The organism is Gardnerella phocaeensis, assembly GCF_048545075.1.
Lineage (GTDB): Bacteria > Actinomycetota > Actinomycetes > Actinomycetales > Bifidobacteriaceae > Bifidobacterium > Bifidobacterium vaginale_J.
Map to the genome: position 1 here is coordinate 1 of NZ_JBKQXS010000005.1, position 26,534 is coordinate 26,534.

General features: G+C 44.1%; 15 protein-coding genes, 1 other RNA gene and 1 riboswitch. Of the genes, 15 read left to right on the plus strand and 1 reads right to left on the minus strand.

All coding sequences use genetic code 11. From position 1 onward, the window contains the following. Window positions 1-421: 421 nt before the first annotated feature. The 10 genes from ACJV2T_RS05255 (at window position 422) to ACJV2T_RS05300 (ending at window position 17,460) form a co-directional block, all read left to right on the plus strand. Window positions 422-7,816, plus strand: coding sequence for a peptidase (locus ACJV2T_RS05255; protein WP_419399355.1), 7,395 nt, complete (start codon window positions 422-424; stop codon window positions 7,814-7,816). Window positions 7,817-8,312: 496 nt separating this feature from the next. After that, window positions 8,313-8,416: riboswitch (TPP riboswitch) on the plus strand. Next, window positions 8,408-9,478 carry a glycine oxidase ThiO gene (thiO, locus tag ACJV2T_RS05260; protein ID WP_103085092.1) on the plus strand — a complete coding sequence of 357 codons (1,071 nt, stop codon included), beginning with the start codon at window positions 8,408-8,410 and terminating at the stop codon, window positions 9,476-9,478. Its footprint overlaps the riboswitch before it by 9 nt. A 123-nt stretch (window positions 9,479-9,601) precedes the next feature. Further along, entirely contained in the window at window positions 9,602-9,808 is a 207-nt protein-coding gene (gene thiS / locus ACJV2T_RS05265; RefSeq protein ID WP_415687656.1) for a sulfur carrier protein ThiS, read from the plus strand. A 52-nt stretch (window positions 9,809-9,860) separates the two neighbouring features. Then, window positions 9,861-10,673, plus strand: coding sequence for a thiazole synthase (locus tag ACJV2T_RS05270; RefSeq protein ID WP_419399356.1), 813 nt, complete (start codon window positions 9,861-9,863; stop codon window positions 10,671-10,673). Between the two features lie 35 nt (window positions 10,674-10,708). Then, window positions 10,709-11,440, plus strand: coding sequence for a HesA/MoeB/ThiF family protein (locus ACJV2T_RS05275; RefSeq protein ID WP_419399357.1), 732 nt, complete (start codon window positions 10,709-10,711; stop codon window positions 11,438-11,440). A 257-nt stretch (window positions 11,441-11,697) separates the two neighbouring features. Beyond that, complete coding sequence (dnaK, locus tag ACJV2T_RS05280; RefSeq protein ID WP_419399358.1) at window positions 11,698-13,599, plus strand: molecular chaperone DnaK; 1,902 nt, start codon at window positions 11,698-11,700, stop codon at window positions 13,597-13,599. Continuing rightward, window positions 13,599-14,294 carry a nucleotide exchange factor GrpE gene (gene grpE / locus ACJV2T_RS05285; protein WP_419399359.1) on the plus strand — a complete coding sequence of 232 codons (696 nt, stop codon included), beginning with the start codon at window positions 13,599-13,601 and terminating at the stop codon, window positions 14,292-14,294. Before dnaK ends, grpE begins: the two co-directional genes overlap by 1 nt. Window positions 14,295-14,808: 514 nt before the next feature. After that, window positions 14,809-15,858 carry a DnaJ C-terminal domain-containing protein gene (locus tag ACJV2T_RS05290; protein WP_391496053.1) on the plus strand — a complete coding sequence of 350 codons (1,050 nt, stop codon included), beginning with the start codon at window positions 14,809-14,811 and terminating at the stop codon, window positions 15,856-15,858. Between the two features lie 86 nt (window positions 15,859-15,944). Further along, window positions 15,945-16,541, plus strand: coding sequence for a heat shock protein transcriptional repressor HspR (locus ACJV2T_RS05295; protein ID WP_116971482.1), 597 nt, complete (start codon window positions 15,945-15,947; stop codon window positions 16,539-16,541). A 175-nt stretch (window positions 16,542-16,716) separates the two neighbouring features. Beyond that, window positions 16,717-17,460, plus strand: a complete 744-nt coding sequence (locus tag ACJV2T_RS05300) for an HAD family hydrolase (protein ID WP_391496052.1) — start codon at window positions 16,717-16,719, stop codon at window positions 17,458-17,460. 116 nt (window positions 17,461-17,576) lie between these two features. Here ACJV2T_RS05300 and ACJV2T_RS05305 read toward each other — a convergent pair whose 3' ends face one another. Further along, window positions 17,577-19,901: a transglycosylase domain-containing protein gene (locus ACJV2T_RS05305; RefSeq protein ID WP_419399360.1), complete on the minus strand. Its 2,325-nt coding sequence runs from the start codon at window positions 19,899-19,901 to the stop codon at window positions 17,577-17,579. 174 nt (window positions 19,902-20,075) lie between these two features. Here ACJV2T_RS05305 and ACJV2T_RS05310 point away from each other — a divergent pair, with 174 nt between their 5' ends. From ACJV2T_RS05310 to tmk, 5 genes are all read left to right on the plus strand, one after another. Continuing rightward, entirely contained in the window at window positions 20,076-21,218 is a 1,143-nt protein-coding gene (locus tag ACJV2T_RS05310) for an inositol-3-phosphate synthase (protein WP_419399361.1), read from the plus strand. Between the two features lie 41 nt (window positions 21,219-21,259). Next, window positions 21,260-21,356: signal recognition particle sRNA small type (gene ffs, locus ACJV2T_RS05315), an RNA gene on the plus strand. A 45-nt stretch (window positions 21,357-21,401) separates the two neighbouring features. Then, complete coding sequence (locus ACJV2T_RS05320; protein WP_419399362.1) at window positions 21,402-22,763, plus strand: phosphatase PAP2 family protein; 1,362 nt, start codon at window positions 21,402-21,404, stop codon at window positions 22,761-22,763. Window positions 22,764-22,893: 130 nt separating this feature from the next. Further along, window positions 22,894-25,749, plus strand: a complete 2,856-nt coding sequence (topA, locus tag ACJV2T_RS05325) for a type I DNA topoisomerase (RefSeq protein WP_419399363.1) — start codon at window positions 22,894-22,896, stop codon at window positions 25,747-25,749. Window positions 25,750-25,796: 47 nt separating this feature from the next. After that, the gene (gene tmk / locus ACJV2T_RS05330; protein ID WP_415683103.1) at window positions 25,797-26,501 is read left to right on the plus strand and encodes a dTMP kinase; all 705 of its coding nucleotides are present in this window, start codon (window positions 25,797-25,799) and stop codon (window positions 26,499-26,501) included. The last annotated feature ends 33 nt before the right edge of the window (window positions 26,502-26,534 follow it).

A 26,534-nucleotide genomic window follows, 5' to 3' on the forward strand; every position in this document is an offset into this window, starting at 1 on the left:
CGACGTCTCGGAAGGATTCTCGACAAGATGTCGATGGTGAGGTCGTGAAGTGACAAATGAAGCGCGCGGGTGTACTCGTGTTTTTTTTTTAGTTGGAGGCGCCGGACGATGATGTGAATCCGCCTCTGTTTCACGGGGGGAAGGTTGAGATTGTTAAAAGGAAGTTTTTTATTTTTAAACACCTAAAAAAAAAGGGGGGGGGGGGGGGGGGGTATTCTAAGCATTTTGATTTAAACATGTGTTATTCATCTTTAAAAAAAATTTTAAATTGTTATAATAACCTAACAAAGATAGCTTGGATTTTATAAATGTGAGCTATGAAAATTTTAGATGATTGTTATTAAGAATTTGCATTTTGCGTGTCCATCGGCGGGCATGTGGATTTGTTTTTTATTAGATAACTAAGTGGAAGAAGGACAACATGGTAGCAAAATCTAGAAAGCACGCACGTAAGGTAACGCTTGATGCTGCAGTAAGTAATGCGATTGCGAAGGCTGTGGATGCTCGCAAGGTGGCGGCATTTACGGTTGGAGCTGCTGGTGTGTTGGCTGGTGCTGCATTCGCTTTTGGAGCAACTCCTGCAATGGCTGCGGATGCTGGTGCTGCGGCTGAGCCTGCAAAAGCTCCTGTGGCTGTAGATAAGAAGTCAGGCACTAAGCCTGATGATAAGGATGAAAAGAAGGAGCAGAGTTCCACTAATAAAGATTCTGAGCAGAAGAATGATGCTAAAAATGAGCAGAAGGATGAGCAGAAGAATAAGATTGAAGCTAATACTGAAGACAGTAATAAGATTAAGCTGACTGACGAAAATAATAAGACTGACGAGAAGGTTTCTACAGATAGCGCTCCGGTAGCTAATAACACTAATGCGGAAACTAACACTCCTGTATCTAATAGCACTCCAGTAGAAACTAGCACCTATGCAGCTAGCGCTTCTGCAGCTAGTAGCGCTCCTTCAGAAACTACTGCAAGTCCAGTACCTAATGGACAAGATCGCGCTGGCGACGAGCACAGTCCTAATGAGATAGCTTTTTCCAAAAACCTGCCAAATATTTATGGTTGGGCAACTCCTAGCAACACGTTTGACGAGAAGCTTGAAAAGCAAGAAATCGTGTACCATTTGCCAAAGAAGGATAATAAGCCGGTTGTACGCGTAGTAATTCTTCCAGATTCAAAAGATAGTATTAATACTGATGATCCTAGTGCTTACGAGAAAATCATCGAATTTGATTCTGAGCATGTAAAGGACAGGCGCCAAAGCTATTCTGGAATTTACGAGTTAAAGACGAATGAGTCTGACGGTAGCGTGGACTTGATTATGAAGCAGCCATTCAGTGATGGCGGCATATCTTCGGGTCAAGGCTATTGTGCAAATCGCTCAATCTTCTTGTATTACGATAAGGATAATTTGCAGCATGACAAAACATCTAATAACTTCCGCGTCGCAACGCTTGTTCCGCCAAAAACAGCGGGATCAATCGTCTTAAAGTACAACGAGAGTTTGTCGGCAGATAAAGTACGAGAAGTTCTTCACAAAGCAGTAAATCTTCCTACTGAACATAAGGCTGGTAGCACTGTAGCTGAGCAGCTTGTTGCTCAAAGTAAGTCAGCGGGTGTTGGTTTACGTGTTGATGAAAGCACTGTTAATAACACTCCAGATACGGTAGACGCAAAAATTCCGAAAGACATGGGTTCTTATGACGGTGACATGTTCTCCGAAATTAATAAAACCAATGATAGTGGAGATTACTCATTTGGCGAGCGAAAGCTCAAAACGTATCTTGTAACAGATTTGGGAATGAAGTCTCCGGAAATACCTCTTACTGTAGTGCGCTATAGCACTCGCATTGAGAAGCCGGTTGTGGAGGACCCGACTCAGCTTTCGCAAGATGTTAAGGAAGAAATTGCAAAGAAGCTTGCAAAACTTAACGGCGTATCTACCGACAAAGTCAAGTTTGACAGCAATGGCAATGCAATAATCGACTTCGATGGCTTGAGCCCGCAAGATGATCCAAAGATTCCTTTGAGTGACTTAGTGCTTACAAGAGTTGCTACTGATAAAGTTGCAATTCCAAGTGATTCTGATACTTCAACGGTTAAGGCTGTAGTTGTTGCTAATCCTTTGGGTTACTCGCAAGCTGAGTTGAAGCAAATCAAGAAGGCTATTTACGAAGCTAATAAAGACAATCAAGAGCTTGGTTTGAGCGGAACAGACTATGAGAAGCAGATTTCGCTTGGTTGGATTGAAGGTAATTTGCAAAACTCTGGTAAAAATAACCAGGGTATTTCAAACGGTCAGAGTGAAAATACTATTACTGTTACTATCAGAACCGATAAAGCATACGCTCAGTTTAAGTCTAATATTAAAGAGCATCAACTTACGCGTTTGATTGATTTGCGCAAGGATTACACGCTTAGCTGGGATGCTGATAAGAACAAGATTAATGGTCGCGCAAGCGATGAAGGTCTTGCTTGGATAGAAAATGGCAAGACGCTTGTTTATCGTTACGATCCAGATAAAGGCGAACAAATCAATACGCAAGCCGTACTTGATTTATTGAAGGCTACCGTAAAGTCTGATGTGAAGGCTGATAACCCACAATTGCGAGATAATCTTCTTGGCACTGAGATTACTACTGTTAAGCGAGAAGGTTTGAAAGGGGAGACTACACGTAGCCACAGATCTTACACAATTGACGACAATAAAGAGCCAATTGGTGTTCTAAACCTTGTTAAGCTCAATGGTGGCGGTTATGGTGGCTTTGCAAAGCCTGTTGATAACTCCGACAAGAAGATGGGTGACGAGCAGTCAAGCGTAAATAAATATACGTTTGATGACGAAAGTAAAGCGGTTGAAGTTGCTGGCAAGAATGGCAAGTGCATGATTGGGCGCTTGTTCATTGAGCCTTATAGCTTGTATTACTACAACTACGTGTATGGCGAGAACAAGTATAATTTGCGCAATACTCCTAAGGGTATCAACGTTGTGTTTGTACCGCAGACGAAGAATAAGAAGGATAATCTTTCTAAGTCGATTGGCGAGCACAAGCTTGCTGACGACCAGAAGACTCCTACCGAGTCGAAGTACTACAACGCGTCTGCTGATAAGAAAGATGCGTACGACAAGGCACTTGCTGCTGCCAAAGAAACGCTTGAAAAAGTTGGTAACAAAACTGATGCTGATTTAAGTGAAGACCTTAAGGCTGAGGTTGATAACGCAACAATTAACCTTAAAAAGGCGCGTGAAGCTCTTGATGGTGATGATACTAAGAAGGAAGAGCTGAAGAAGTCGATTAATGCTAATGGTAAAGCTGCTGATGGTAGTACTGCTGCAACTCCTGGTACGGTAACTACTGACAAGTATAAGAATGTTACTGATCAAGCATTCCAGACCGATGATGGCAAACCTGATACTAAAAAGAATGAGGATGCCAAGAAAGCTAAGGAAGATTACGATAATGCGCTCACTGAAGCTGAGAAAGTAAACAACGACAAGAACGCCACGCAAAAGGCTGTTGACGACGCAAAGGCTAAGCTTGATGCTGCGCGTAAGGAGCTTGATAAGTACAGCACTAACAAGGATAAGCTTAACGCTGCCATCGCTGAGCATGGTCAGGTAAACACGGGTGATGCGACTAAGACTGATCCTACAGAGAAGCTCAAGACCGCCGACCCAACCTACCAAAACTCTGAAGAGAAAGAGCGCAAGGCGTATGACGACGCTGTTAAGAAGGCAAACGAGCTTTCTAAGGATCCTAACGCTTCTCAAAAGGATGTAAACAAAGCTATTGAGGATCTTAAGAAAGCTAAAGCAGATCTTGATGCTAAGGCTACGGATAAGTCCAAGCTCGCTGCTGCAGAAAAGCTAAGTTTTGATAATCCTGATACTTCTGACCAAAGTAAACAAAGCGTCTTCTACAAGAATGCACTTACTAAGAAAAATAATGGTAACGATCAAGAAAAACAAGCAGCCGACCAAGCAATTAAGAATTATGACCAGGCATTAGCTAATGCTCGCACCATTCTTAACAACGAAAAGGCGACACAGGCGCAAGTTGACGAAGCTAAGAAGAAGCTTGAAGCTGCTGAAAAAGCTTTGCATGAGAATTATAAGTCCGACGATAACGACCTTACGAAGGCAATTGCAAACAATGTGAGTGGTTACCTTATGCCAGCGTACTTCAATGCGTTTGATCAGGCTCAAAAGGATGGCGCAGACTCTCAGGCTGCAAAGGACTTTAAGGCGTATAACGATGCGTATCAGAAGGCTAAGGAATTAAGCAAGAAGCTTAAGGAAACTGAAGAGTCCAAGAAGCCAAAGCAAACAGAGATTGATGCTGCCAAGACTGCGCTTGAAGATGCTCGTAAAGTCATCGATAAGTATGCAACTGACACCAGTAAGATTTCTGCGGCGTTGCTTCACAGCTTGGCTATAACTAAAAGCCCAGCGTATCTAAACGCGTCTGCAAATACTGATCCAAATTCTGACGAAGCTAAGGCAAAGAAAGCATACGATGATGCGCTTGATGCTTTGCAAAAAGCCTTCAATGATGAGATGCCTCAAGATACGGTCGATGGCAAGCCTGGTAGTCAAGTAATCTCGACTGACAAAGTGCCTGACAAGGATGTAGACACAAATAGTGCGAGCTACCTTGACGGCATCCAGTCCCACGCTAAGGGTCAGCCTTTGAATAGGGATGTGCCAAAGCTACTTGCAGATCTTAATGCTGCTGTAAAAGGCTTGGATAAGTTTAAGACTAATACCGACGACTTGATTAAGTCGATTAACGAGGACGACAATACCAAGCAGACGCCTGCGTATAAGAATACGAAAGATCCTGACTATAAGGGCGAAGATGGTACGACTGCTGATACTAATAAGAACAGTGAAGCATCTGCTGCAAAGACTGCTTACGACAATGCTCTTGATGCAGCTAAGAAGGTGATGTTGAATCCTTCTGCAACTCAGGCTGATGTTGATTCTGCAAAGAAGAAACTCGACGAGGCTCGTAATGCTCTTAAAGATTACAACACAACTGTCGATAAGCTGAAGAGCAGCGTTGATAAGAACGGTAAAGACGCAGAGGGTACAAATCCTGCTGTCGAAGGTACAAAGGATTCCGACGCATACCGCAATGCGTCTGATCCTCACTTCATGAAGGAAGAGGGCGGCAAGCTTGTTCCTGATAAGGAGAAGAATGAGAAGGCCGCCGCAGCCAAGAAGGCGTATGATGAAGCTTTGACAAAAGCTCAGGAGCTTTTGAAGAAGCATGATGATGAAAATACGCCGCAAGACGCAAAGCCAACTCAAAAAGACATCAACGATGCGCTTAAGGCTCTCGATGATGCTCGTACTGAGATTGAGAAGTATAAGACTGATACCACTGAGCTTGACAAAGAATCGAAGAAGTCTACTGCAGACGGTGCTACCGTGGCAGATACAGACTTTGAAGCTACGCCAGAGTTCAAGAACGCTAAAGCTAAGACAAGCGATGGTAATGAAAACGCAGACGTTACTGCTTACAACGCAGCCCTCAAGAAAGCTCGCGAGCTTGTAAAGGCTGCAGCAGATCAAGGCAAGAAGAACAGCGAACGTCCAACGCAGCAGCAGGTTGACGAGGCGCTTGATGCCTTGAAGAAAGCTAAGAAGCAGATTGAAGACAACTACAAGACGGATACTTCGAAGCTTGAAGAAGCCAAGAAGTATGCAAATGGCGACTTCAAGAAGACTCCTGAGTATAAGAATGCTGTGGCGCTTAAAGATGACACCTCTACGACTGCGGATCAACAGAAGAAGAATAAAGCCAATACTGACGTTAGCGCTCTCGATGAGAACACTGAAAACGGTGCTCTGAAGAAAGCTAAGGATATTATCGATAATCCAGCTGGTAAGACTCAGAAGGAAGTTGATGATGCGCTTGATGCTTTGCAAAAGGCGATGGACAAAGTTACCAGCGATTATAATACTGATGTCAAGCTGCTTTCTAACGAAGTAGGCGATAAGGATGAACATGGCAAGGATGTAACACCTCCATTTGAGGAGTCGATTCCGTACAAGAATGCTCTGTATAAGAAGCAGTCCGAAACTGGTACTGATGCAGCGGCTAATACTTCTGCCACCAAGAAGCTTCAAGATTATAACGATAAGTTTGAAGCAGCGAAGAAGATTATCAATCAGGTGAATAACCCAGATCCGAATGCAAAGCCAGAAGATCGTCCAACGCAGAAACAGGTTGATGATGCTCTTAAGGCTTTGCAAGATGCAAAGAAAGCTATCGATGATGCCTTTACGACCAGCGCTAAGGATTTGAAGGATGAGTCTGCGAAGTCCACTGCTGATGGTGCAACTACCGTTGGTAAAGATGACTTTGAGAATACTACCGAGTTCAAGAACGCTGATTCTAAGAAGAGTAAAGACGGCAAGGATAATGCTGACGTCACTGCTTATAATGAAGCGTTGAAGAATGCTAGAACTTTGCTTGGCAAGTTCGATAAGGATGGTAAGCCAAATTCTGGTGTTAAGGATGTTCCAACCCAGCAAAAAGTTGACGAGGCTCTTAAGAAGCTGAAGGAAATCAAGGACAAGATTACTGCTGACTACAAGACGAGTCCTACTGAGCTTCAGCAAGAAGTTGACAAGTCTAAGGACGGAGATAAAGACAAGCGTGATGACGTGTTCGAGAACACTCCTGCGTTCAAAAACGCGACTGCTAAGGGTGATGATGCGGCTAAGCAAGCTCTTAAGGATTACAACGACAAGCTTGAAGCTGCTAAGAAGCTTCTCGGCGCCTTCAATCGCAACGATGGCAGTGTAAAAACTCAACTTCCAGAAGGCATGGATAAGGCTCCAACTCAGAAAGAGCTTTACGACGCTCTAGATGCATTGCAAGCCGCTAAGAAGAAGATTACTGATGACTACAAGACTAATAAGTCTGATTTGAATACTGAGGCTGGTAAGGATTCTGACTTCACTAAGACTCCTGAGTATCAGAATGCTCAAGCTAATGGTGATGACGAGTCTAAGAAGGCTCTCGAGGATTACAAGAAGGCTCTCGAAGACGCTAACAAGGTTCTTGGCGACAAGGATGCAACCCAGGCTCAGGTTGATGAGGCTTTGAAGAAGCTTCAGGATGCTAAGAAGAAGCTTACTGATTCTAATAAGACTGATAAGTCTAAGCTTCAGACTGAGGCTGATGATGATGCTAAGTTCCGTAAGTCTTTGTACTTCATTATTGGCAAACGCGACGATATTGAGGCTTATAAGAAGGCTTTGGCTGAAGCTGACAGCGTGCTTAACGATCCTAATGCAACTCAGGCTCAGGTTGATGAGGCTTTGAGGAAGCTTCAGGCTGCTAAGTATAAGCTTAATCACCCGTTTGGCGCTGGCAGTGGTGTTGGTAGCGGTAGCGGCTATGACACCGATGCTGATGCTGGGGATGGTTTTGATACTAGTGATTCTCAGAGTGCTTCGGTTGATAAGTCTGCTTTGCAAGTCGAAGTTAATAATTCTGAAGCGGATTCTTCTGCTGTGTCTAAGTCGAACACGGCTGCTGCTAAAGCTTACGTGAGTGCTTTGGCTGAAGCTAAGCGTGTGCTTGCTGATAAGAATGCTACTCAGGCTCAGGTTGATGAGGCTTTGAGGAAGCTTCAGGCTGCTAAGGCTGCATGGCGTAATGCTTCTGGCGCTTCCGGTAGTGCTAGTGGTCTTGCTAAGACGGGTGCTGAAACCGGATTGTTCGCAAGTATTGCTGCAATCTTTGCTGGCTTTGGTGTTGCAGGCGTGGCGTCTCGCCGCCGCAAGCATTCCAACGAGTAAGTTCGCTCATAACTAAGTAATCCCTCGCAGGTTATCCTACGATAATCCGCGAGGGATTTTTTTTTTCGCTGCTGCACTAAACTAAACCCTCCAAACGTGAGGTAAGTTACTCGCGCAGCGCGACGACCTGCCTGAGCGCATAGAGCGTAGCACGCGAAGGCAACTCGGAGCGGAAACTCGCTTAAGTTGGAAGTCCAGTGGACTTCCAACGCGAGTTTCGCGCGCGAGCGTAATCCGCGCGAGCGCTGACTGCACTAGTAACGAAAAAACGACATTATTCGTTACTGACGCAGAACGCAATCTGCGCTAGTAACAAAAATGCTTAGTTTTGCGATTTGACATACCGGTTCAGTTAACAAATTTTTGCCAGAAGTGCTAGAATTCTACACGGTAGTGTGATGAAATTCACATAATTTTGTTACATCTACCTGCAGCATTTGGGTATTGCTAAGTTAGCAATATTGAAACGTTCTGCATTTGTAATTCTTGAAAGTCAAGGTTACATCGCGGGAGCTTGTTCTATACAGGCTGAGAGGGCGAAAGCCGACCGTAAACCTGATGCGGGTAATGCCGCCGTAGGGAAGGAGTATTATGCGAAATATTCGTATTATTGGTGCAGGTATTATTGGTTTAGCAACAGCGTGGAGACTTACGGAAGCTGGCGTAAAAGTTAGCATAATTGATCCAGATCCAGTCTCGGGCGCTTCTCACCATGCTGCCGGCATGTTAGCTCCTACCGCAGAAATGCAATATCAGCAAGAAGCGTTGTATCCGCTTATGTTTGAGTCCGCAACCATGTATAAGGAATTGGTTGATTCGGTTGCAAAGTACACCGATAAGCCAACCGGCTACTTAGAGTGCGGCTCTTACGTAATTGGCGGCGACGCTGCAGATAACGAGCACGTAAACGAGTTGCTAAACTTGCAGCACCGTTACGGCCGTAGAGCTGAGCATATTTCTGTGAGTAAGCTTCGTGAAATTGAACCTGCTCTTTCGCCAACTATTGCTGGCGCTGTAAGCGTGCCTGACGACCATCAAATCAACCCTCGTCAGTTTACTGCAGCAATGATTGATGCACTTGAAAAGCGTGGTGTTGTTATTGAGCGTCGCGCAAGCACTCCAGACGATTTGGGTCCAGACACAGTTTTGGCATCTGGCTTGGGTGCTAAGGATATGCTTCCTCAGCTTAAGCTTCGCGCTGTGTGGGGCGATATGATTCGTATGACTATTCCAGAGCCTTTGCGCCCAATTTTGAGCTCTGTGGTTCGTGGATTTGTGCATGACCGCCCAGTTTATTTGGTGCCTCGCGCTAAGGAAACAGGCGAGCTCGTGCTTGGCGCTACTTCTCGCGAAGACGACCGCGATATTCCAAAGGTCGGTGGCGTGCTTGACTTGCTTCGCGATGCCGCAAGTGTGCTTCCTGGCATTCAGGAATGCTCGATTACTGAGGTTACCGCTGGCGGTCGTCCAGGAACTCCAGACGATTTGCCATTCATTGGTATTGATCCTAAGACGCATACCACGATTTCTACTGGCTACTTCCGTCACGGCATTTTGCTCACCGCTTTGGGTTCTTCTTTGACTACAAAGCTTGTGCTTGAGCAAGAGTTGACTGAGAAGGAAAAGGGCTTCTTGGAGAGCTGCAATCCTGCTCGCTTCTAATTGCTAATTCCAGTGAATTCGCTAGATTCCGCTGTGAATTGTGTGAAGCGTTCAAATATAGACGTAAATGTGATGCAGAAAGTACTTTTAGTAATTCAGCTTTTAGTTAGTAAAGGTTAGATTATGCAAATCGTAGTCAATGGTGAAACTGTTGAAGTGCAAGACGGATTGACTGTTGCTCAGCTTATTGCGCAACGTTATGGATCGGATGCAGGACCCGGCATAGCGGTCGCAATTGGCGACGATGTGCTTTCTCGCACGCAATGGGAATCAGCCGTCATATGTGATGGGAATCAAATCGAGATTCTTAGTGCAGTTCAAGGCGGCTGATTTCAAATAATTTGAGTATAGTTTCAAAAAAAATTTAAATAAAAGGCTTAAAATGACAGAAAATAATACAGAAGAAAGTGCCGATACTTGGCAGCTTTGCGGTAAGACTTTGCATTCAAGGCTTTTGCTTGGCACTGGTGGCATGACAAGCATTGACATTATGGAGAAGTCACTTGTGGCTTCTGGTGCGGAAGTGGCAACGGTTGCTATGCGCCGTCACGCAAAAACAGGCGTGGATATTTACGGCATGTTGCAGCGCCACAATATTAACGTTTTGCCAAATACTGCAGGCTGCAAAACTGCGCATGACGCCGTGCTTACAGCAAAAATGGCTCGCGAATCTCTTGGAACTGATTGGATTAAGCTCGAAGTGATTGCAGACGATGATACTTTGCTTCCAGATACTCGCGAAGTTTTGCTTGCTGCAGAAAAGCTTATTGAAGAAGGCTTTAGCGTTCTTTGCTACACGAATGACGACCCGATTGTGGCTCGTCGCTTGGTTTCGCTTGGTGTGAAGGCTGTTATGCCTGGTGGCGCTCCAATTGGAACTGGTCTTGGCATTTTGAATCCTCGAAATATTGAGCTGATTGTTCAAGAATGCAAGGAAGCTGGCGTTCCTGTGATTTTGGATGCTGGCGTTGGCACTGCTTCCGACGTTGTTAAAGCTTTTGAAATCGGCTGCTCTGGCGTGCTTCTTGCAAGCGCTGTAACTCGCTGCCCAGATCCTGTAACGATGGGTCGCGCAATGGCTGCTGCTGTAACTGCTGGAAAGCTTGCTCACGATGCTGGTCGTATTCCTAAGCGTGAACATGCGCTCGCTTCTTCGCCTGTTGAAGGTCGCGCTTGGGCTGATTCTGTACTGTAAATTTTGTACTGTAATTTTTCGGCATATTATTCAACATGACGATTAATAAAATTTACGACAACCTGCAGGAGCTTGAGGCGGAACGAACTAGCCGCCACTTGCTCCTGCCGGGCTTTACTAATGAACATCAGCAGTTACTTCGCGATGCGAAAATCTGCATGGTTGGCGCAGGTGGACTTGGTTCGCCGTGCTTGCTTTCGCTTGCTGCAGCAGGAGTTGGCGAAATCACGATTTGTGACGACGATGTTGTTGAGCTTTCTAATTTGCAAAGGCAGACTTTATATACTGTCGATCAGTGTGGCAAATCTAAAGCGCAACTTGCAGCTAAACGTTTGCAAGCGTTATCTCCAGGTTTAAAAATCAACCTTGTAGATAGATTTAATGAAGACAACGCAAAGCAGCTTGTAGAAAATCACGACTTAATAATTGACGGTTGTGATAATTTTGCTACTCGCTTTTTGATTGCGGATGCTGCTTGGAGCGCTGGTACGCCGGAAGTTTACGGCTCGGTGCTTTATTATGAGGGTCAAGTAAGCGTTTTCGTTCCAGGAAAAGGGCCTGGTTTGCGTGACTTATATACTTGCCCGTCTCCTAAAGAAAAAGTGCCAAAATCGGCAGTATTGGGTGCGACTGCGGCTATTGTTGGCGCAATGATGGCAACTGAAGCAATCAAACTTATAACCGGTATTGGCACGCCGCTTATTGGCGTTTTAGCGCGCTACAACGCATTAGATAATTCTTTGCGCCGCTTTAAGTTCAGCGCGTGAAGCTTGCGTAATTTCTCCTTAAGTTATGCTTTTATTTAAAACTTGAGTCTGGTTGTATAAAGTTTTTTGTAATTTTTGGGAATAAAAGTTGACTTTTACAAGTTGAGTGTAGTAGGCTCAAGTTTTGGAAAGTAAAAAAAGCTGATGCTTTGCTAGTTTCCAACAAGGAATCTAAATAAAGCTCAGCTCACGTAACTACAAAACTTGAAGGAAAGCGTAATTGCACAAAATGTGCAATACCTAGTTAAGGAGAAATTATGGGACGCGCAGTAGGTATTGATTTGGGAACAACCAACTCTTGCATCGCTACTCTTGAAGGCGGTAGCCCAACCGTTATTGTAAACGCTGAAGGTGCTCGCACAACACCATCTGTTGTGGCATTCAGCAAGTCCGGCGAAATCTTGGTTGGTGAAGTTGCTAAGCGCCAGGCTGTAACAAACGTTGATCGCACGATTAGCTCCGTAAAGCGCCACATGGGCACTGATTGGACTGTTGACATCGACGGCAAGAAGTGGACTCCACAAGAGATTTCTGCACAGGTTTTGATGAAGTTGAAGCGCGACGCTGAAGCTTACTTGGGCGAGCCGGTAACCGATGCTGTTATTACATGCCCAGCTTACTTCAACGATGCTCAGCGTCAGGCAACTAAGGATGCTGGCAAGATTGCAGGCTTGAACGTGCTTCGTATTATTAACGAGCCAACTGCTGCAGCTTTGGCTTACGGCCTCGAAAAAGGCAAGGAAGACGAGCGCATTTTGGTATTCGACTTGGGTGGCGGTACTTTCGATGTGTCCTTGCTTGAAATTGGTAAGGATGACGACGGATTCTCCACAATTCAGGTGCAAGCAACTAACGGCGATAACCACTTGGGTGGCGACGATTGGGATCAGAAGATTATCGACTGGCTTGTTGGCGAAGTTAAGAACAAGTACGGCGTTGATTTGAGCAAGGATAAGATTGCTTTGCAGCGCTTGAAGGAAGCTGCTGAGCAGGCAAAGAAGGAGCTTAGCTCTTCTACTTCCACCTCAATTTCTATGCAGTACTTGGCAATGACTCCTGATGGCACTCCAGTGCATTTGGATGAGACTTTGACTCGTGCTCACTTTGAGGAAATGACTTCTGACTTGCTTGGCCGCTGCCGTACACCATTTAACAACGTGCTTTCTGACGCTGGTATTTCCGTAAGCCAGATCGATCACGTGGTTCTCGTTGGTGGTTCTACTCGTATGCCAGCTGTGAAGGATTTGGTAAAGGAACTTACAGGCGGTAAGGAAGCTAACCAGTCCGTGAACCCAGATGAAGTCGTGGCCGTTGGTGCAGCCGTGCAGTCGGGCGTTATTAAGGGAGATCGCAAAGACGTTCTGCTTATCGATGTAACTCCACTTTCCTTGGGTATTGAAACCAAGGGTGGAATTATGACAAAGCTTATCGATCGCAACACTGCAATTCCAACGAAGCGCTCGGAAGTCTTCTCTACTGCTGAAGACAATCAGCCATCTGTGTTGATTCAGGTTTACCAGGGCGAACGTGAGTTTGCTCGCGATAACAAGCCTCTTGGCACTTTTGAATTGACTGGTATTGCTCCAGCTCCTCGTGGCGTTCCTCAGATTGAAGTCACTTTCGATATTGATGCTAACGGCATTGTGCACGTTTCCGCTAAGGATAAGGGCACTGGTAAGGAACAGTCCATGACTATTACCGGTGGTTCTGGTTTGCCAAAGGACGAAATTGACCGCATGGTGAAGGAAGCTGAAGCTCACGAAGCTGAAGATAAGAAGCGTAAGGAAGAAGCTGAAGTTCGCAACCAAGCAGAAGCCTTTGCTTACCAGACTGAAAAGCTCGTGAACGACAATAAAGACAAGCTTTCCGACGAAATCTCTAAGGAAGTTACCGACAAGGTTAATGCTTTGAAGGAAGCTTTGAAGGGTGACGACGTTGAGAAGATTAAGTCTGCTCAGAGCGAGTTGATGACTTCTGCTCAGAAGATTGGTCAGCAGCTTTACGCTCAGCAGGGTGCTGCTGGTGCTCAGGGTGCTGCTGGTGCCGAAGCTGGCGCTCAGTCTGCTGCTGGTGCTCAGGCTGGTTCTGCAGCTAAGGATGATGATGTAGTTGACGCCGAAGTGGTGGACGACGACAAGGACGATAAGGACAACAAGTAATGTCCGACTTTAACGCCAACGAATATTTGCAAGATATGGAAGATGCTGACTCGCTGGATGTAAAAGCTACAGGTGATTCTGTGAAATCGTCTGCGCAATCTTCATCGAAAGCTACTGAAGATGCAAATCCTGCAGAAACGAAAGCTGACGCGAAAGCTGATGCTAACGTTTCTGCGGATTCCGCAAATTCTGAGGATACAGCGAATTCCACTGAATCTTCAGAATTGAAAGACAGCCAAGACGCAGATAGCGGCAGTTTAACTCCCTTAGGTAAAGCTAAGAAAGAAGCTGCAGAGTACTTGGAAGCGTTACAGCGAGAGCGTGCTGAGTTTATAAACTTCAGAAATCGTTCTGCCAAAGAGCAGGATCGTTTCAGACAGCATGGAATTATTGACGTGCTGACAGCATTGCTTCCAGCATTGGATGATATTGACCGCATTCGCGAGCATAGCGAAATGGATGATTCGTTCAAGGCTGTTGCAACTAAGATAGATAAGGCTTTTGAAAAGTTTGGTGTGGAAAAGTTTGGTGAGAAGGGCGAAGATTTTGACCCAACCAAGCATGATGCAATTTTGCACAGACCAGATCCAGACGCTACAAAAGAAACTGTTGATGCTGTAGTTGAAGCAGGATATCGAATAGGAGATCGCGTTATTCGCGCCGCTCGTGTGGTCGTTTCTTCACCGCAGCAATGATTTATTCTCTGCTTGCTATCAAGTGTGGTAGAGATTTGAGATTTTTGCACTGATTGGATGCTTGCACGTTTATGAAGTTTTGCGGTTGTGCTCTGCAGACGCTGATTCCTGTTGATTAGCGAACACTAGTATTAGTGCTACTGCATGTGCCACTCCAGGCACTCTTTCTACCACAGCAAAAACAACTGTGATTGGAATTAACGTGTGAGTGATAGGAATTGCTTGGTCGAGCAATATAAAAGCGGAACGATAGTAATAATCTTGTTGACGAATACTATTTTTGCAGAAAAGTAAGTAAAAAACTAAACTCAACTACGCAACCGCTAAGTCCAAATAAGGTATAAGAGCGGAGCGCTGCGAGACAAGTAATTCCTATCACTCACATTTGCGTAAAATAAAATCGCAAATAAAGAAATCCCTCAAAACTCGCACCACAAACAATCTAAATAAATCTATAGCCTATATTTGGTCAAAAGCGAAATAGCCAATGTGCTTGTGAAGAAAGGAGGCACAAATGGCTGAAAATGAATGGTTAGCTAAGGATTTTTATAAGGTTCTCGGTGTCTCCAAAGACGCAGATGAGGCAACGATTACCAAAGCGTATCGCAAACTTGCTCGTAAATATCACCCTGATTTAAACAAAACAAAAGAAGCTGAAGAAAAATTTAAGGATGTTTCTGAAGCTTATGACGTATTAAAAGATAGTCAAACTCGCCAACGTTACGATGCTATCCGTCAATTTGGTGCTGGTGGTGCTCGTTTCGCTGGAGGAGCAGGTGGTGCTGGCGGTTTCGATGCGTCGAGCTTCTCGGACATTTTCTCCATGTTCAACGGCGGCTCTGGCATGGGTGGTATGGGCGGAAACGGTTCGCGCATTCGCTTTACATCCAACGGTGCTGTACCAAATATGAGCGACATTTTCTCCATGTTTGGTGGAGGTCAGCGCTCTCAAGATTCAGCAGGATTCCAAGGTACGAGTGGCTTTGGTGGTGGGTATTCTCAATCGCAGGAAGCTGACGTGCCTGAAGTTGGCGAAGATATAACAACCGATATAAAGCTCACATTTAAGCAAGCTTTTAAAGGCGCTACAGTATCGTTGCGTGCGGCTGGTGAAACTTTTAAAACGCATATTCCAGCTGGTGTAAAAACCGGACAGAAAATTCGTTTGAAAGGAAAAGGCAAGCCAGGCAAGTTCGGTGGTGCTGCAGGTGACTTGTACTTGCATGTTCAAGTAGAAGCATCAGATAAATTTACTTTGCGAGGCGACGATTTGATTTCTACATTGCCGCTAACGTTAAGTGAAGCAGTGCATGGTGCAAAAGTTAGCATAAACGACGTAGACGGCAATCCTGTTACTTTCAAAGTTCCAGCTTGTGTTTCAAGCGGTGATGAAGTTTGTATAGAAGGTGCTGGAGTGCCTGGAAAGAATGGCAATTTTGTTGGTGTTGTGCAGATTCGTTTGCCAAAGCGTTCGAGCATGTCTCTCAGACGCGTTGCAAAAGAATTTGATAAAACTGCTGGCGAAACTTATGCTGAAGAAATTAAAAAATTAAGACAAAACTAAGTTAACAATAATTTAGTAGGTTAAACACTGTTGAATTGCTTGTAACAGTGCTTTAAACATACTAAAAGGGCAAAGGAAGGCGTGCTATGACACCAATAACGCGTGAAACTAAAGCACTGTATGAAATGTGTGCAGTTGCTTTAGTGCGTGGTACTGCAACGCTTGACGGGGCAGATGAAGTAGGATTTGTTCTTGATTTGCCAATATTTACCGTAAGCCATGTGGCACGCCTAACCAATACGCATCCGCAAACTTTACGACAGTATGATCGGCTTCATTTAATAATGCCGCATAGAACTGAAGGTGGCGCTCGCCGCTATTCTTTGCGAGATATAGACAGGATTGTGCAAACTCAGCATTTAAGCCAAAATGAAGGCATTAATCTTGCTGGCATCATGCAAATACTTGATTTGCAAGAAGAAAATCGACAGCTTAAAAGGCAAGTGAGGCATTTGCTAGATTCTGCAGAGTCTTCAGAGCGTAACATTTTTGCTGCAAATGCAGATGGTGACATTGTGGAAATGCAGCGTTCTCGCAATGCGCGTCGCTGGAGGCGGGATATTCTTACAGAGAGACGAGCGTTACCTTCGTCGTATTCTTCGGAAAGCTATAACAGCAATTATAAAAATCGAAAGTCTTCAGATGAAAAATCTGTGGTGTTGTGGAGAGCGTGGAGCATATAGTAACGTAGGCATGGCTACTTATTGTGCTTTTAGAAATTAGTGAGAACTAGCGAGAAGAATTAGTTAGCGAGAATTAGCGAGAAGAATTAATAGTGCGAAAAGTAATGCAGAATTAGTGCGAAAAAATATGCACTATAAAAGCTAAAGCAAATATATGCAATATGAAGGATTGTGAATGGCTGAACAGACGACGAATGTGTGTGCAAATACTCTTAACTCTAGTGAAGAAAAACATGTGTTGCGTGCAGTTTTTTGGGATATGGATGGCACTCTTATAGATTCAGAGCCGTATTGGCATGAGTCGGAATTTTATTTAGTAAAAAAATACGGTGGATATTGGGATGAAGATTTAGCTTGGGAATGCTCTGGCGGATCTCTTGACACTGTTGCCAATAAGATGATTCCAAGTGGCACAAAACTTACAGTAGAAGAAATTGGCAAAGGCATGGTTGATTACGTTGCTGCTCGTGAAGCTGAATCCGTGCCTTGGGTCCCAGGAGTTTTAGACGTGCTTAAAAGTCTTACGGATGCTGGCATTCCTTCAATTTTGGTTAGCAATTCGCCGCGTTGTTTGGTTGAAAATATTGTGAATCATGCTCCAGAAGGTGCTTTCGCTGGGTACGTGTGTGGAGATGATGGATTTAAGCCGAAGCCTAGTGCTGAGCCTTATCTTGCTGCAGGGAAAATGGTTGGCATTGAGGGCACGGATGAGGAAGTTGCAAAGCAGATGGCTAATTGCATTGCCATAGAAGATTCTCTATCTGGTCTTACTGCTGCAATTAATTCCGGAGCAACTGTAATTGCGCAAACAGGTTTTTCGCGCGCAAACATATCTGAAAGCAAGCATCATGCAGAACTTAACGGTTATGAAAATATTACTGCTAAAATGCTTGAGAACATTGTTTTGAGCCGAAACTAATTAATAAGCTATCAAAACTAATTAACAAACTATTTAGCTATTTACTTAGCTAGCTATTCACATATCTGTTTGTAAATTAGCTACAGTTTTGTTTATAAATAGCTACAGTTAATTTACTAGTTTCCTCCAGTTGTGTCATAGTTATTGTCGTAACTATGACCGCCAGAATTATTGTCGTAGCTGCCAACGCCGCCCGATGATGAATCGTCATGACCATACAGCTGGCTATCAAGGTCTAAAGTTTTATCTTTGTCTTTGTCTTTGTCCTTATCCTTGTTTTTATCTTTATCTTCATCCTCGGTTTTTGCGTGCGTGATTGCGCGTTGTTCGCCTAATCCCCATTTTCCATCAGGCCCGCCAATTTTGCCTGTGTCTTTTGCTTCAGGGAATTTAGTATTCGGTGTTCCTATCACCGCTTGACGCATGTATCTTGTAAACAAGTGCACAGGGTAGTCGCTTCCTCCAAGATATCCGTGGAACGGTTTAATTACTTGTGGACTACCTTTTGCATCTGGATTCCATATAGCAAATGCGGTAACAATATTTGGCGTAAATCCTACAAAGCTACCAGCAGTTTCGTCGTTTGCTGTTCCAGTCTTTCCTGCAATTTCTCTACCTACAGAGCGAGCTTCGGTTGCTGTACCATGTTGCACTACGCCAATCATTGCTTTTGTAGCTAAAGCGGCATCAGCTGGTGAGAATACTTGCTTTCCAGCCGTTGGTGCGCGGTAGAACTCTTTACCGTCAGGATTTTTTACGCTGGCAACAATATGCAGATCTGGGCGTCTTCCTTGGTTTGCAAATGTTGCATATGCGCGCGCGATTTCGCTTACATGTACAGAATCATTTCCAAGAACAGTAAACGGATTATTACCATTGACGCGGTCAGGGTTTAAACCTGCCATAACTGCAGTATTAGCAATTTTCTTAGCACCAAGTTTACTTTGCAAATCCATATATACTGTGTTCACAGAATTTGCAGTTGCGCTATATAAGTTAATTGTGCCGTAGCTCATGTTTGCAAAGTTTCCAACAGGCTTATCAATACCATCAAACTTGCGTGGAGAATTGCCATTGAACATTGTATCCAAGCTAGTGCCAGCCTGAATTGCTCCCATAAGCGCAAAAGGCTTCATAGTAGAGCCTGGCTCGTAAAGCGCTTGTGTAGCGTTATTAAGCTGTTTCTTTAGATAATCGTCTCCTGCGTAAACGGAAATGATTGAACCATCTTTTGCGTTTATTGAAATTCCGCCAACTTGCAGTCCTTCTGGCACAATTCCTCGTCCATCTTGAGAAGGACTTGCAACTTTGAACATTAAATCTTGCTTAGCTTTATCGATAGTAGTAATAATGCGATATCCGCCGCTGTCAAGATCTTCCTGCGTAAAAGCACCATTCCTAGTTAACTCATCGCGAACCATATGCAATAAGTAACCTTGTTGACCTGCGTAAATGTTTTGAGTCGTCTGAGTAATAGTTTTAGGCATTTTTGCTTGCGCTGCTTGAGAAGCTGTAATGTAGCCATCTTCTTTCATAATGCGTAACACGCGCTTAAAACGAATGCCTGCTTCTTTTGGACCAATTGCAGGATCCCAGCTACTTGGTGCTGGAATAATACCTGCTAAAAGTGCAGCTTGTGAAAGTGACAAATCTTTTGCTTCTATACCGAAATATGCTTTAGCTGCAGCTTGAATTCCGTATGCTCCTCTACCCAAGTAAATAGTATTCATATAATTGCAAAGTACTGTATCTTTATCTTGAGTTTGTGCAATTTTCAAAGCTAAAATAGCTTCTTTTAGTTTTCCAAAATAAGTTTTTGTTTCACCGAGATAATATCTTTCCGCATATTGTTGCGTAATAGTGGAGCCGCCCCAACGCCCGTGCTTTGTAACGTTATGGAGTAGTGCGCGTCCAATTCCTTTAAAATCTATTCCGCCATCGTGGTAGAAGGAACGATTTTCTGAAGCAACTATTGCTTTACCAACATATTTAGGTAGTACTGAACAATTGATAATTTCGCGATTTTGCTCAGCAAAAGAACCTAATTCAGTTTTGCCGTCTGAATAGTACACTTTCGTCTTATCTGCCATAGCAACTTTGTCTGGTGCCGGTATGTCTGTAGTTGCATACAGATAAGCAAAAGCAATTGCGCCTAGCAAAATTGGCACAAAAATAACGATAAGTGCCCAAAAAATAATAGGGTGTCTGCCTCGCCAAGTTCTACGACGCCTTCTGCGTGTTGCTGCGCGAGAACGTTCGAATCTCGAATTGCGGCTGCTTTTGTTTGATTCAAAAGAATACGAATTTGTACGATATGATTCTTGTCCTCGTGGTGGGACAGGTGAAGGCATATTCGTATTTTTTTGTGATTGTGACGATATGCTTCGAGTAGCTTTCTCATGCGAAGTAGACGCTCGTCTTCCATCTTTACGTGCAACCATACATTCCACCGTAGCGTCCGGTGTTGAATTTTTCTACAAAACAGCATGTTTTTTGTTTAGAAAAGATTAAAAATATTTAATATTAGTACATATTTGTTAAAGCAATAGTATTATGAAATGTGTATGGTGCGGCATAATGTAATGTCGCTTATTTTTGCAGGGCAAGGAGTCTATATGAGCATCCGCGTTGCCATTGCCGGTGTCGGCAATTGTGCTTCGTCGCTGGTTCAGGGCGTTGAATATTACAAAAACGCTGATGACGGTGAGAAAATTCCAGGGTTGATGCACGCTGTATTTGGTCAGTATCGTGTGCGCGATATTGAGTTTGTTGCGGCGTTTGATGTTGATTCTCTAAAGGTTGGGCATGATTTAAGTGAAGCAATTGGCGCTTCACAAAATAACACAATTCGTTTTGCTGATGTACCAAATTTGGGTGTAGAAGTATTGCGTGGTCCAACTTATGACGGTCTCGGTGATTATTACCGTGAGATGATTGATGAGTCAGAAGCTGAACCTGTTGACGTTGCTCAAGTTTTGCGAGATAAGCACGTGGATGTGCTTGTTTCTTATCTTCCAGTAGGATCTGAGCAAGCCGATAAAGCTTATGCAACTGCTGCGATGGAAGCTGGATGTGCATTTGTAAACTGCTTGCCAGTCTTTATTGCTTCTGACCCTGAGTGGGCGCAAAAGTTCCGTGATGCTGGAGTTCCTATTATTGGCGATGACATTAAAAGTCAGGTAGGTGCAACTATTACTCACCGCGTTATGGCTAGACTTTTTGAGGATCGCGGTGTGCGCTTGGATCGCACGTATCAGCTGAATGTTGGCGGAAACATGGACTTTATGAACATGCTTCAGCGTTCAAGACTTGAGTCTAAAAAGATTTCTAAGACTCGTGCAGTAACTTCAATCGTGCCTCATGAAATGGATGAGCATAATGTTCATATTGGGCCTTCGGATTACGTAGCTTGGTTGGATGATCGCAAGTTTGCTTTCGTACGTTTGGAAGGTACTACTTTTGGTGATGTTCCTTTGAATTTGGAGTACAAGCTTGAGGTTTGGGATTCTCCAAATTCCGCAGGTATTGTAATCGATGCTGTTCGTGCTGCAAAGATTGCTTTGGATCGTAAGCTTTCTGGCCCGATTTTGGCGCCAAGCTCGTACTTTATGAAGTCTCCTGCAGTTCAGCATGAAGATAGCGAAGCTCGCCAATTAGTTGAACGCTATATTTCTGGTGATGTTGAAGCTAATGAGTCTCAGCTCGATGAAGATACTGAATTTGCAAAAGAACATGGCAAGAGCGTGTGGCGCGCATAATTTATTACTACTCGACATGTAGCGAAAATCGTGTAATATAGATAAAGCCTCCGTGTGGCACTAAGTCACCCAATCCCCCCAGGGCAGAAATGCAGCAAGGGTAAGTGGCCTCTGGTGGGTGCGCGGAGGTTTTATTATATGTAAAACTAGCGCGGTTGCAAATACTGTCGTAAAGTCTAAAGTATGAGTGAAGAATTTGCAGGAATTCAATCCAATAGCATTGACAATCAGCACGATGATTCTGATGAGAAAAATGATGCGCTGTCAGTAGGTGAAACTTCGCAAGATATTAATCGCAACAATGAAGGTAGTGCCTATTCGCATCCTTTGGATTCGATTAATACTATTACGCCATTTTCTCCAATCTCGTCTGAGGATAATGACGAAAAAATATCGCCTTTATTCCCAGAAAATAATGAAGAAAAATCTTCTAAACAGCCTGCGAAACAGTCTGTGAAACAAACTAAACGTCAATCTGATTTGTCTGATTTGTCTGATCTTTCTGGCTCGTCTGATTTGTTTAATTTGTCTAGTTTGCAAGGCTCGTCTGATTTGTCGTATTCGACTAATCAGTTATCTTCTAAAGATTCTCAATCAGATGCAGATGATATTGATCAGCTTGATCCACTCGTAAAGCGTCCTCGAATATCTACCATATTGTGGTGTGTTGCTATTGCAATTGTTTTCTTGGCTTCTGCTGCGTTCATATGGTTTATTAGTGTGCAAACAGTACTTGGTCAAAGCTATGAGGAAATGGTAATTGATGGATTTGGTTCTCATGGTATGCCATCTTGGCTTGCATTTTGCTTGCGACCTATAAGCGTTTCTATGGTTGTTATAGTTGCTGGCATAATAATTGCTCTTGTTTCACTCATAGTAGTTTGTATTCGTAAGCGTTGGTGGCTTCTTGGTCAATGCGCTGGAATTATTATTCTTTCGGCTGCTGCTGAACCATTGAAAAAAATTCTTCCTCGCCCAATGCTTATAAGTATTGAATATTTGGCTGCAAATTCAGCACCTTCAGGTCATACATTACTTATTACTGCATCATGTGCGTTGCTTATTTGTGCAGTTTCGCGTGTTTGGCGCGCATGGGCGTCAGTAGCTGCAGCTTTTATAAGCGTTCTTGTGGAACTTTCTTTGGTTGCAGCACATTGGCATAGAGTTTCTGACGTTCTTATTTCATTGCTTATCGTTGGTGCTGTAACGCTTATTATGCTCGCATGCACTCGCAGTAGTGGAATGGATATGCCAGCTTATAGACGTTCCTCAATTAGCGTTCAAATTGTAGGAAGCTCTATGATTACGATTGGCGTGTTGGCGTGTTTGTATGCAATTTATTTAATATGGCAAATTCTTCCTGGTGTTGATATTTTTGCTCAATGGGCTGCAAGCACATCTTATGTAGCAACTTATTGGCTGATTATAGGTGTGTCTTTGCTTGTTTTTGGCGTAATTATGGTAATGCGTCACTCTACAGCTTCGCCGTTGAGTAGGCTTGGATTAGTAGGCGCTCCGCCGACGCCTCCATCTGCTTCTAAGTAATATTGTCTACTCTATCTGCTTTTATCCACCGAGGTGGAATGTAATAGACGTATAACTTAAGTTGCGATACAGTTAGCGTGAAACATATAGTTCGGATTATATGTTCGATTGTGTTAGGAAAGGAGCGAATATGGCAGCACAGAATAAGCTAGTCATTGTGGAGTCTCCCACGAAAGCGCGAAAAATTGGCGGGTATTTAGGCAATGGTTACACCGTCATGGCTTCGGTTGGGCATATTCGCGATCTCGCTCAGCCAAGCCAAGTTCCAGCCTCACGCAAAGCGGCGTTTGGCAAGTTTGGTGTAGATGTCGATCATGGTTTTGCGCCATATTACGTAGTTGGCTCAGATAAAAAGAAAACTGTTTCCGATTTAAAGTCTGCGCTCGCAAAAGCTGACGAATTATATCTGGCAACTGATGAGGATCGCGAAGGTGAAGCTATTGCGTGGCATTTGGTAGAAGCGTTGAAGCCAACTGTGCCAGTAAAGCGTATGGTGTTTCATGAGATTACTAAGGATGCAATTCAAGCCTCGCTTAGTAATACTCGAAATGTTGACGACAATATGGTTGACGCGCAAGAAACTCGTCGTGTGTTAGACCGTTTGTATGGATATGAGCTTTCTCCTGTTTTGTGGAGGAAAGTTGGTCCTGGTCTTTCTGCTGGACGCGTGCAGTCTGTTGCTACTAGGCTTATTGTTGAGCGCGAACGCGAGCGTATGGCGTTTACTAAGGCGTCTTACTGGGATATTAGCGCGGTTTTAAGTTCTAAAGGCTCAGATGGTGAAAGTGTTGATTTTGAAGCGCGCATGAGCGAGCTTTCTGGTCGTCGTCTGGCTGGTTCTAAAGATTTCAATTCAAAAGGTGAGTTGGTTTCTACAAAAGATGAATCACAAAAAGCTTTGCATGTTGATGCTGATTTTGCATCTAAGCTTTCTAAAGCTCTTGAAAATTCAGATTTTGTAGTTGACTCTATGGAAACGAAGCCGTATCGTCGCCGTCCTTTGCCGCCTTTTACTACATCAACTTTGCAGCAAACTGCTGGAAACCGACTTTCAATGAGCTCTCGCCAAACTATGCGAGCTGCGCAATCTTTATACGAAAACGGCTATATCACTTACATGCGTACGGATTCCGTAACGCTTTCCAAAGAAGCTATCGAAGCTGCGCGTAGTGCCGCTCGTGCAGCGTTTGGCGACGAGTATGTTTCGCAATCTCCTAAGCAGTACGCAACTACGTCTGCAGGAGCGCAGGAAGCTCACGAATGTATTCGCCCTGCTGGAGCGCGTTTCTTAAGCCCGGATGAGCTTGCGGATAAATTACCTGCGGATCAGCTGAAATTGTATACGCTTATTTGGCAACGAACCCTTGCGTCACAAATGGCTGATGCTACAGGTTTTACTGCAACTGTTAAGTTAAATGCTTCTGCTGGAGAATATGGAGAAGCTTTGTTCCAAGCTTCTGGAACAGTAATTACTTTTGCTGGTTTTATGAAGGTTTTTGGCAATGCGCATGCAACTGAAGGTGAAAGCGATAAGGCGCTTCCTCAAATGCAAGCTGGGGATGTTCTTGAAGCTAAAAGTATTAGTGCGGATTCTCACGAAACTCAGCCTCCTGCAAGATATACCGAAGCTTCTTTAGTTAAAACGCTGGAAGCTAAGGAAATCGGCCGCCCTTCTACTTACGCAACGATTATTTCCACAATTATTGATCGCGGATACGTGTATGAGCGTGGACGTGCATTAATTCCTTCTTGGCTTGCTTTTGCTGTAATTAAGCTTTTGGAAGCGAATTTCCCGAAGTATGTTGATTACGCGTTTACTGCTGATATGGAAAATGGTTTGGACAGAATTGCGCACGGTGAAGAAACCGGTCGCGATTGGTTAACTAGATTCTATTTCGGTTCTGGTGAGGGTGCTGCTAATTCAGCTGATGAAGCTCATATTGGTTTGCAACAGCAGGTTGCAGAGCTTGGTGAAATTGATGCGCGTGAAATAAATACCATAGACATTGGCGATGGTTTGCATGTGCGTATTGGACGCTATGGTCCTTACTTGGAAGACATTAAGAATCTTGATGCTGAAGGCAACCCTCGTCATGCTTCTTTGCCAGAAACTTTAGCTCCAGATGAGTTAACTGTTGATGCTGCTCGAGAATTGCTTGAGAATAATGCTGAAGGGCCACGTGTGCTTGGAGTAGATCCAGAAACGGGTGGGAACGTAGAAGTGCGCAACGGTCGTTTCGGTCCGTACGTGGCACTGGTAGAAGAGCAGGATAATGCGGAAGATTCTAAATCTTCTAAGGCTTCTAAGTCTGCTAAAGCTCGTCCAAAAATGGCTTCTTTGTTTAAAACCATGGATCCAGCGACTTTGACTTTGCAAGAAGCGTTGCAACTTTTGAATTTGCCACGTTTGGTTGGCGAGTATGAAGAAGTTGATGCAGAAGGCGTTGTGAAACTAGCTCGTATCGAAGCAAATAATGGTCGTTATGGCCCATATTTAACTAAAACATATTCTGCTGTAGATACTTCTGCTGGAGAAACTGTTGAATCTAAGCCGGATACGCGATCTCTTTCTAGTGAAGACGCTATTTTTAGTACGACTTTAGAAGAAGCGAAGGCTTTATTTGCGCAACCAAAGTACGGTAAGCGTACTCGCGGTGCCGCTAAGCCGCCTCTTCGTGAGCTTGGTGCAGATCCTGAAACTGGAAAGCCAGTAGTGATTAAGGATGGTTTCTACGGAGCTTATATTACTGATGGTGAAACGAATCGCACTTTGCCAAAGCAGTATACGCCTGAATCGATTGATCCGCAGGATGCGTTTGCACTTTTGGCGCAAAAGCGTGCCGCAGGTCCAGTAAAACGCAAAAAGCGCGCGACTAAGAGCACTGCAAAATCTTCTGAAAAGAAGTCTACTGCGAAAAAATCTACAGCAAAGAAAACTTCTACAAAGAAGACTACTACGAAAAAATCTACCGCTAAAAAAGCATAGGAATGAAATCTAAAGATTAAATAGACCTTGCATATGGAGTCAAAAATATGGCATCTAAAAATGACGATTTCTCTGGTGGCTGCGCTTGCGGAGGAAACTGCGGCTGCAGAAGTGAGCAATCTTATGCAAATAAAGGTTTATTTATTTCTTTCGAGGGCATTGATGGCGTTGGCAAAACTACGCAAGTTGAGGCTCTTAAGGATCATTTGCAATCTTTGGGGCGAGAAGTTGTAGTGACGCGCGAGCCTGGCGGTACGCAGTTGGGTAAAACTTTGCGCGAAATACTGTTGCATGGCACGAGTGTATCTGCCAGAACAGAAGCTTTGCTTTTTGCTGCGGATCGTGCACAGCATGTTGCGCAAGTGATTCGCCCTGCACTTAGCCGTGGTGCAGTAGTAATAACGGATCGTTATATTGATTCTTCGCTTGCTTACCAAGCAGGCGGTCGCGAATTGACTATGGATGATGTGCGAACTTTAAGTGAGTGGGCAACGGATTCTCTGTGGCCTAATCGCACTTATTTGCTAGATATGCAACCGGAAGATGCTTTTAAACGTTTGCATCGCGAGCAAGATCGCATGGAATCAGCTGGAATGGATTTCGCACGTCGCACTAGAGAAGCATTTTTAGATTTAGCGCAGGAATCTGCAGATCGTTATCGCGTATTAGACGCAACGTTCTCAGCGAAATCATTATCTGAACTTATTGTGCAAGACGTACATAACTTAATTGAAGAAATTGAAACTAAATAAAGTAGCGAACTTTATAAAGTGAAGAAGTAAAGA

Coding starts and splice junctions, on each gene's coding strand:
- thiS (WP_415687656.1), top strand. CDS start 9,602: ATGCAAATCGTAGTCAATGGTGAAACTGTTGAAGTGCAAGACGGATTG.
- tmk (WP_415683103.1), top strand. CDS start 25,797: ATGGCATCTAAAAATGACGATTTCTCTGGTGGCTGCGCTTGCGGAGGA.
- ACJV2T_RS05275 (WP_419399357.1), top strand. CDS start 10,709: ATGACGATTAATAAAATTTACGACAACCTGCAGGAGCTTGAGGCGGAA.
- topA (WP_419399363.1), top strand. CDS start 22,894: ATGGCAGCACAGAATAAGCTAGTCATTGTGGAGTCTCCCACGAAAGCG.
- ACJV2T_RS05305 (WP_419399360.1), bottom strand. CDS start 19,901: ATGGTTGCACGTAAAGATGGAAGACGAGCGTCTACTTCGCATGAGAAA.
- grpE (WP_419399359.1), top strand. CDS start 13,599: ATGTCCGACTTTAACGCCAACGAATATTTGCAAGATATGGAAGATGCT.
- ACJV2T_RS05290 (WP_391496053.1), top strand. CDS start 14,809: ATGGCTGAAAATGAATGGTTAGCTAAGGATTTTTATAAGGTTCTCGGT.
- ACJV2T_RS05295 (WP_116971482.1), top strand. CDS start 15,945: ATGACACCAATAACGCGTGAAACTAAAGCACTGTATGAAATGTGTGCA.
- ACJV2T_RS05255 (WP_419399355.1), top strand. CDS start 422: ATGGTAGCAAAATCTAGAAAGCACGCACGTAAGGTAACGCTTGATGCT.
- ACJV2T_RS05300 (WP_391496052.1), top strand. CDS start 16,717: ATGGCTGAACAGACGACGAATGTGTGTGCAAATACTCTTAACTCTAGT.
- ACJV2T_RS05310 (WP_419399361.1), top strand. CDS start 20,076: ATGAGCATCCGCGTTGCCATTGCCGGTGTCGGCAATTGTGCTTCGTCG.
- dnaK (WP_419399358.1), top strand. CDS start 11,698: ATGGGACGCGCAGTAGGTATTGATTTGGGAACAACCAACTCTTGCATC.
- ACJV2T_RS05320 (WP_419399362.1), top strand. CDS start 21,402: ATGAGTGAAGAATTTGCAGGAATTCAATCCAATAGCATTGACAATCAG.
- ACJV2T_RS05270 (WP_419399356.1), top strand. CDS start 9,861: ATGACAGAAAATAATACAGAAGAAAGTGCCGATACTTGGCAGCTTTGC.
- thiO (WP_103085092.1), top strand. CDS start 8,408: ATGCGAAATATTCGTATTATTGGTGCAGGTATTATTGGTTTAGCAACA.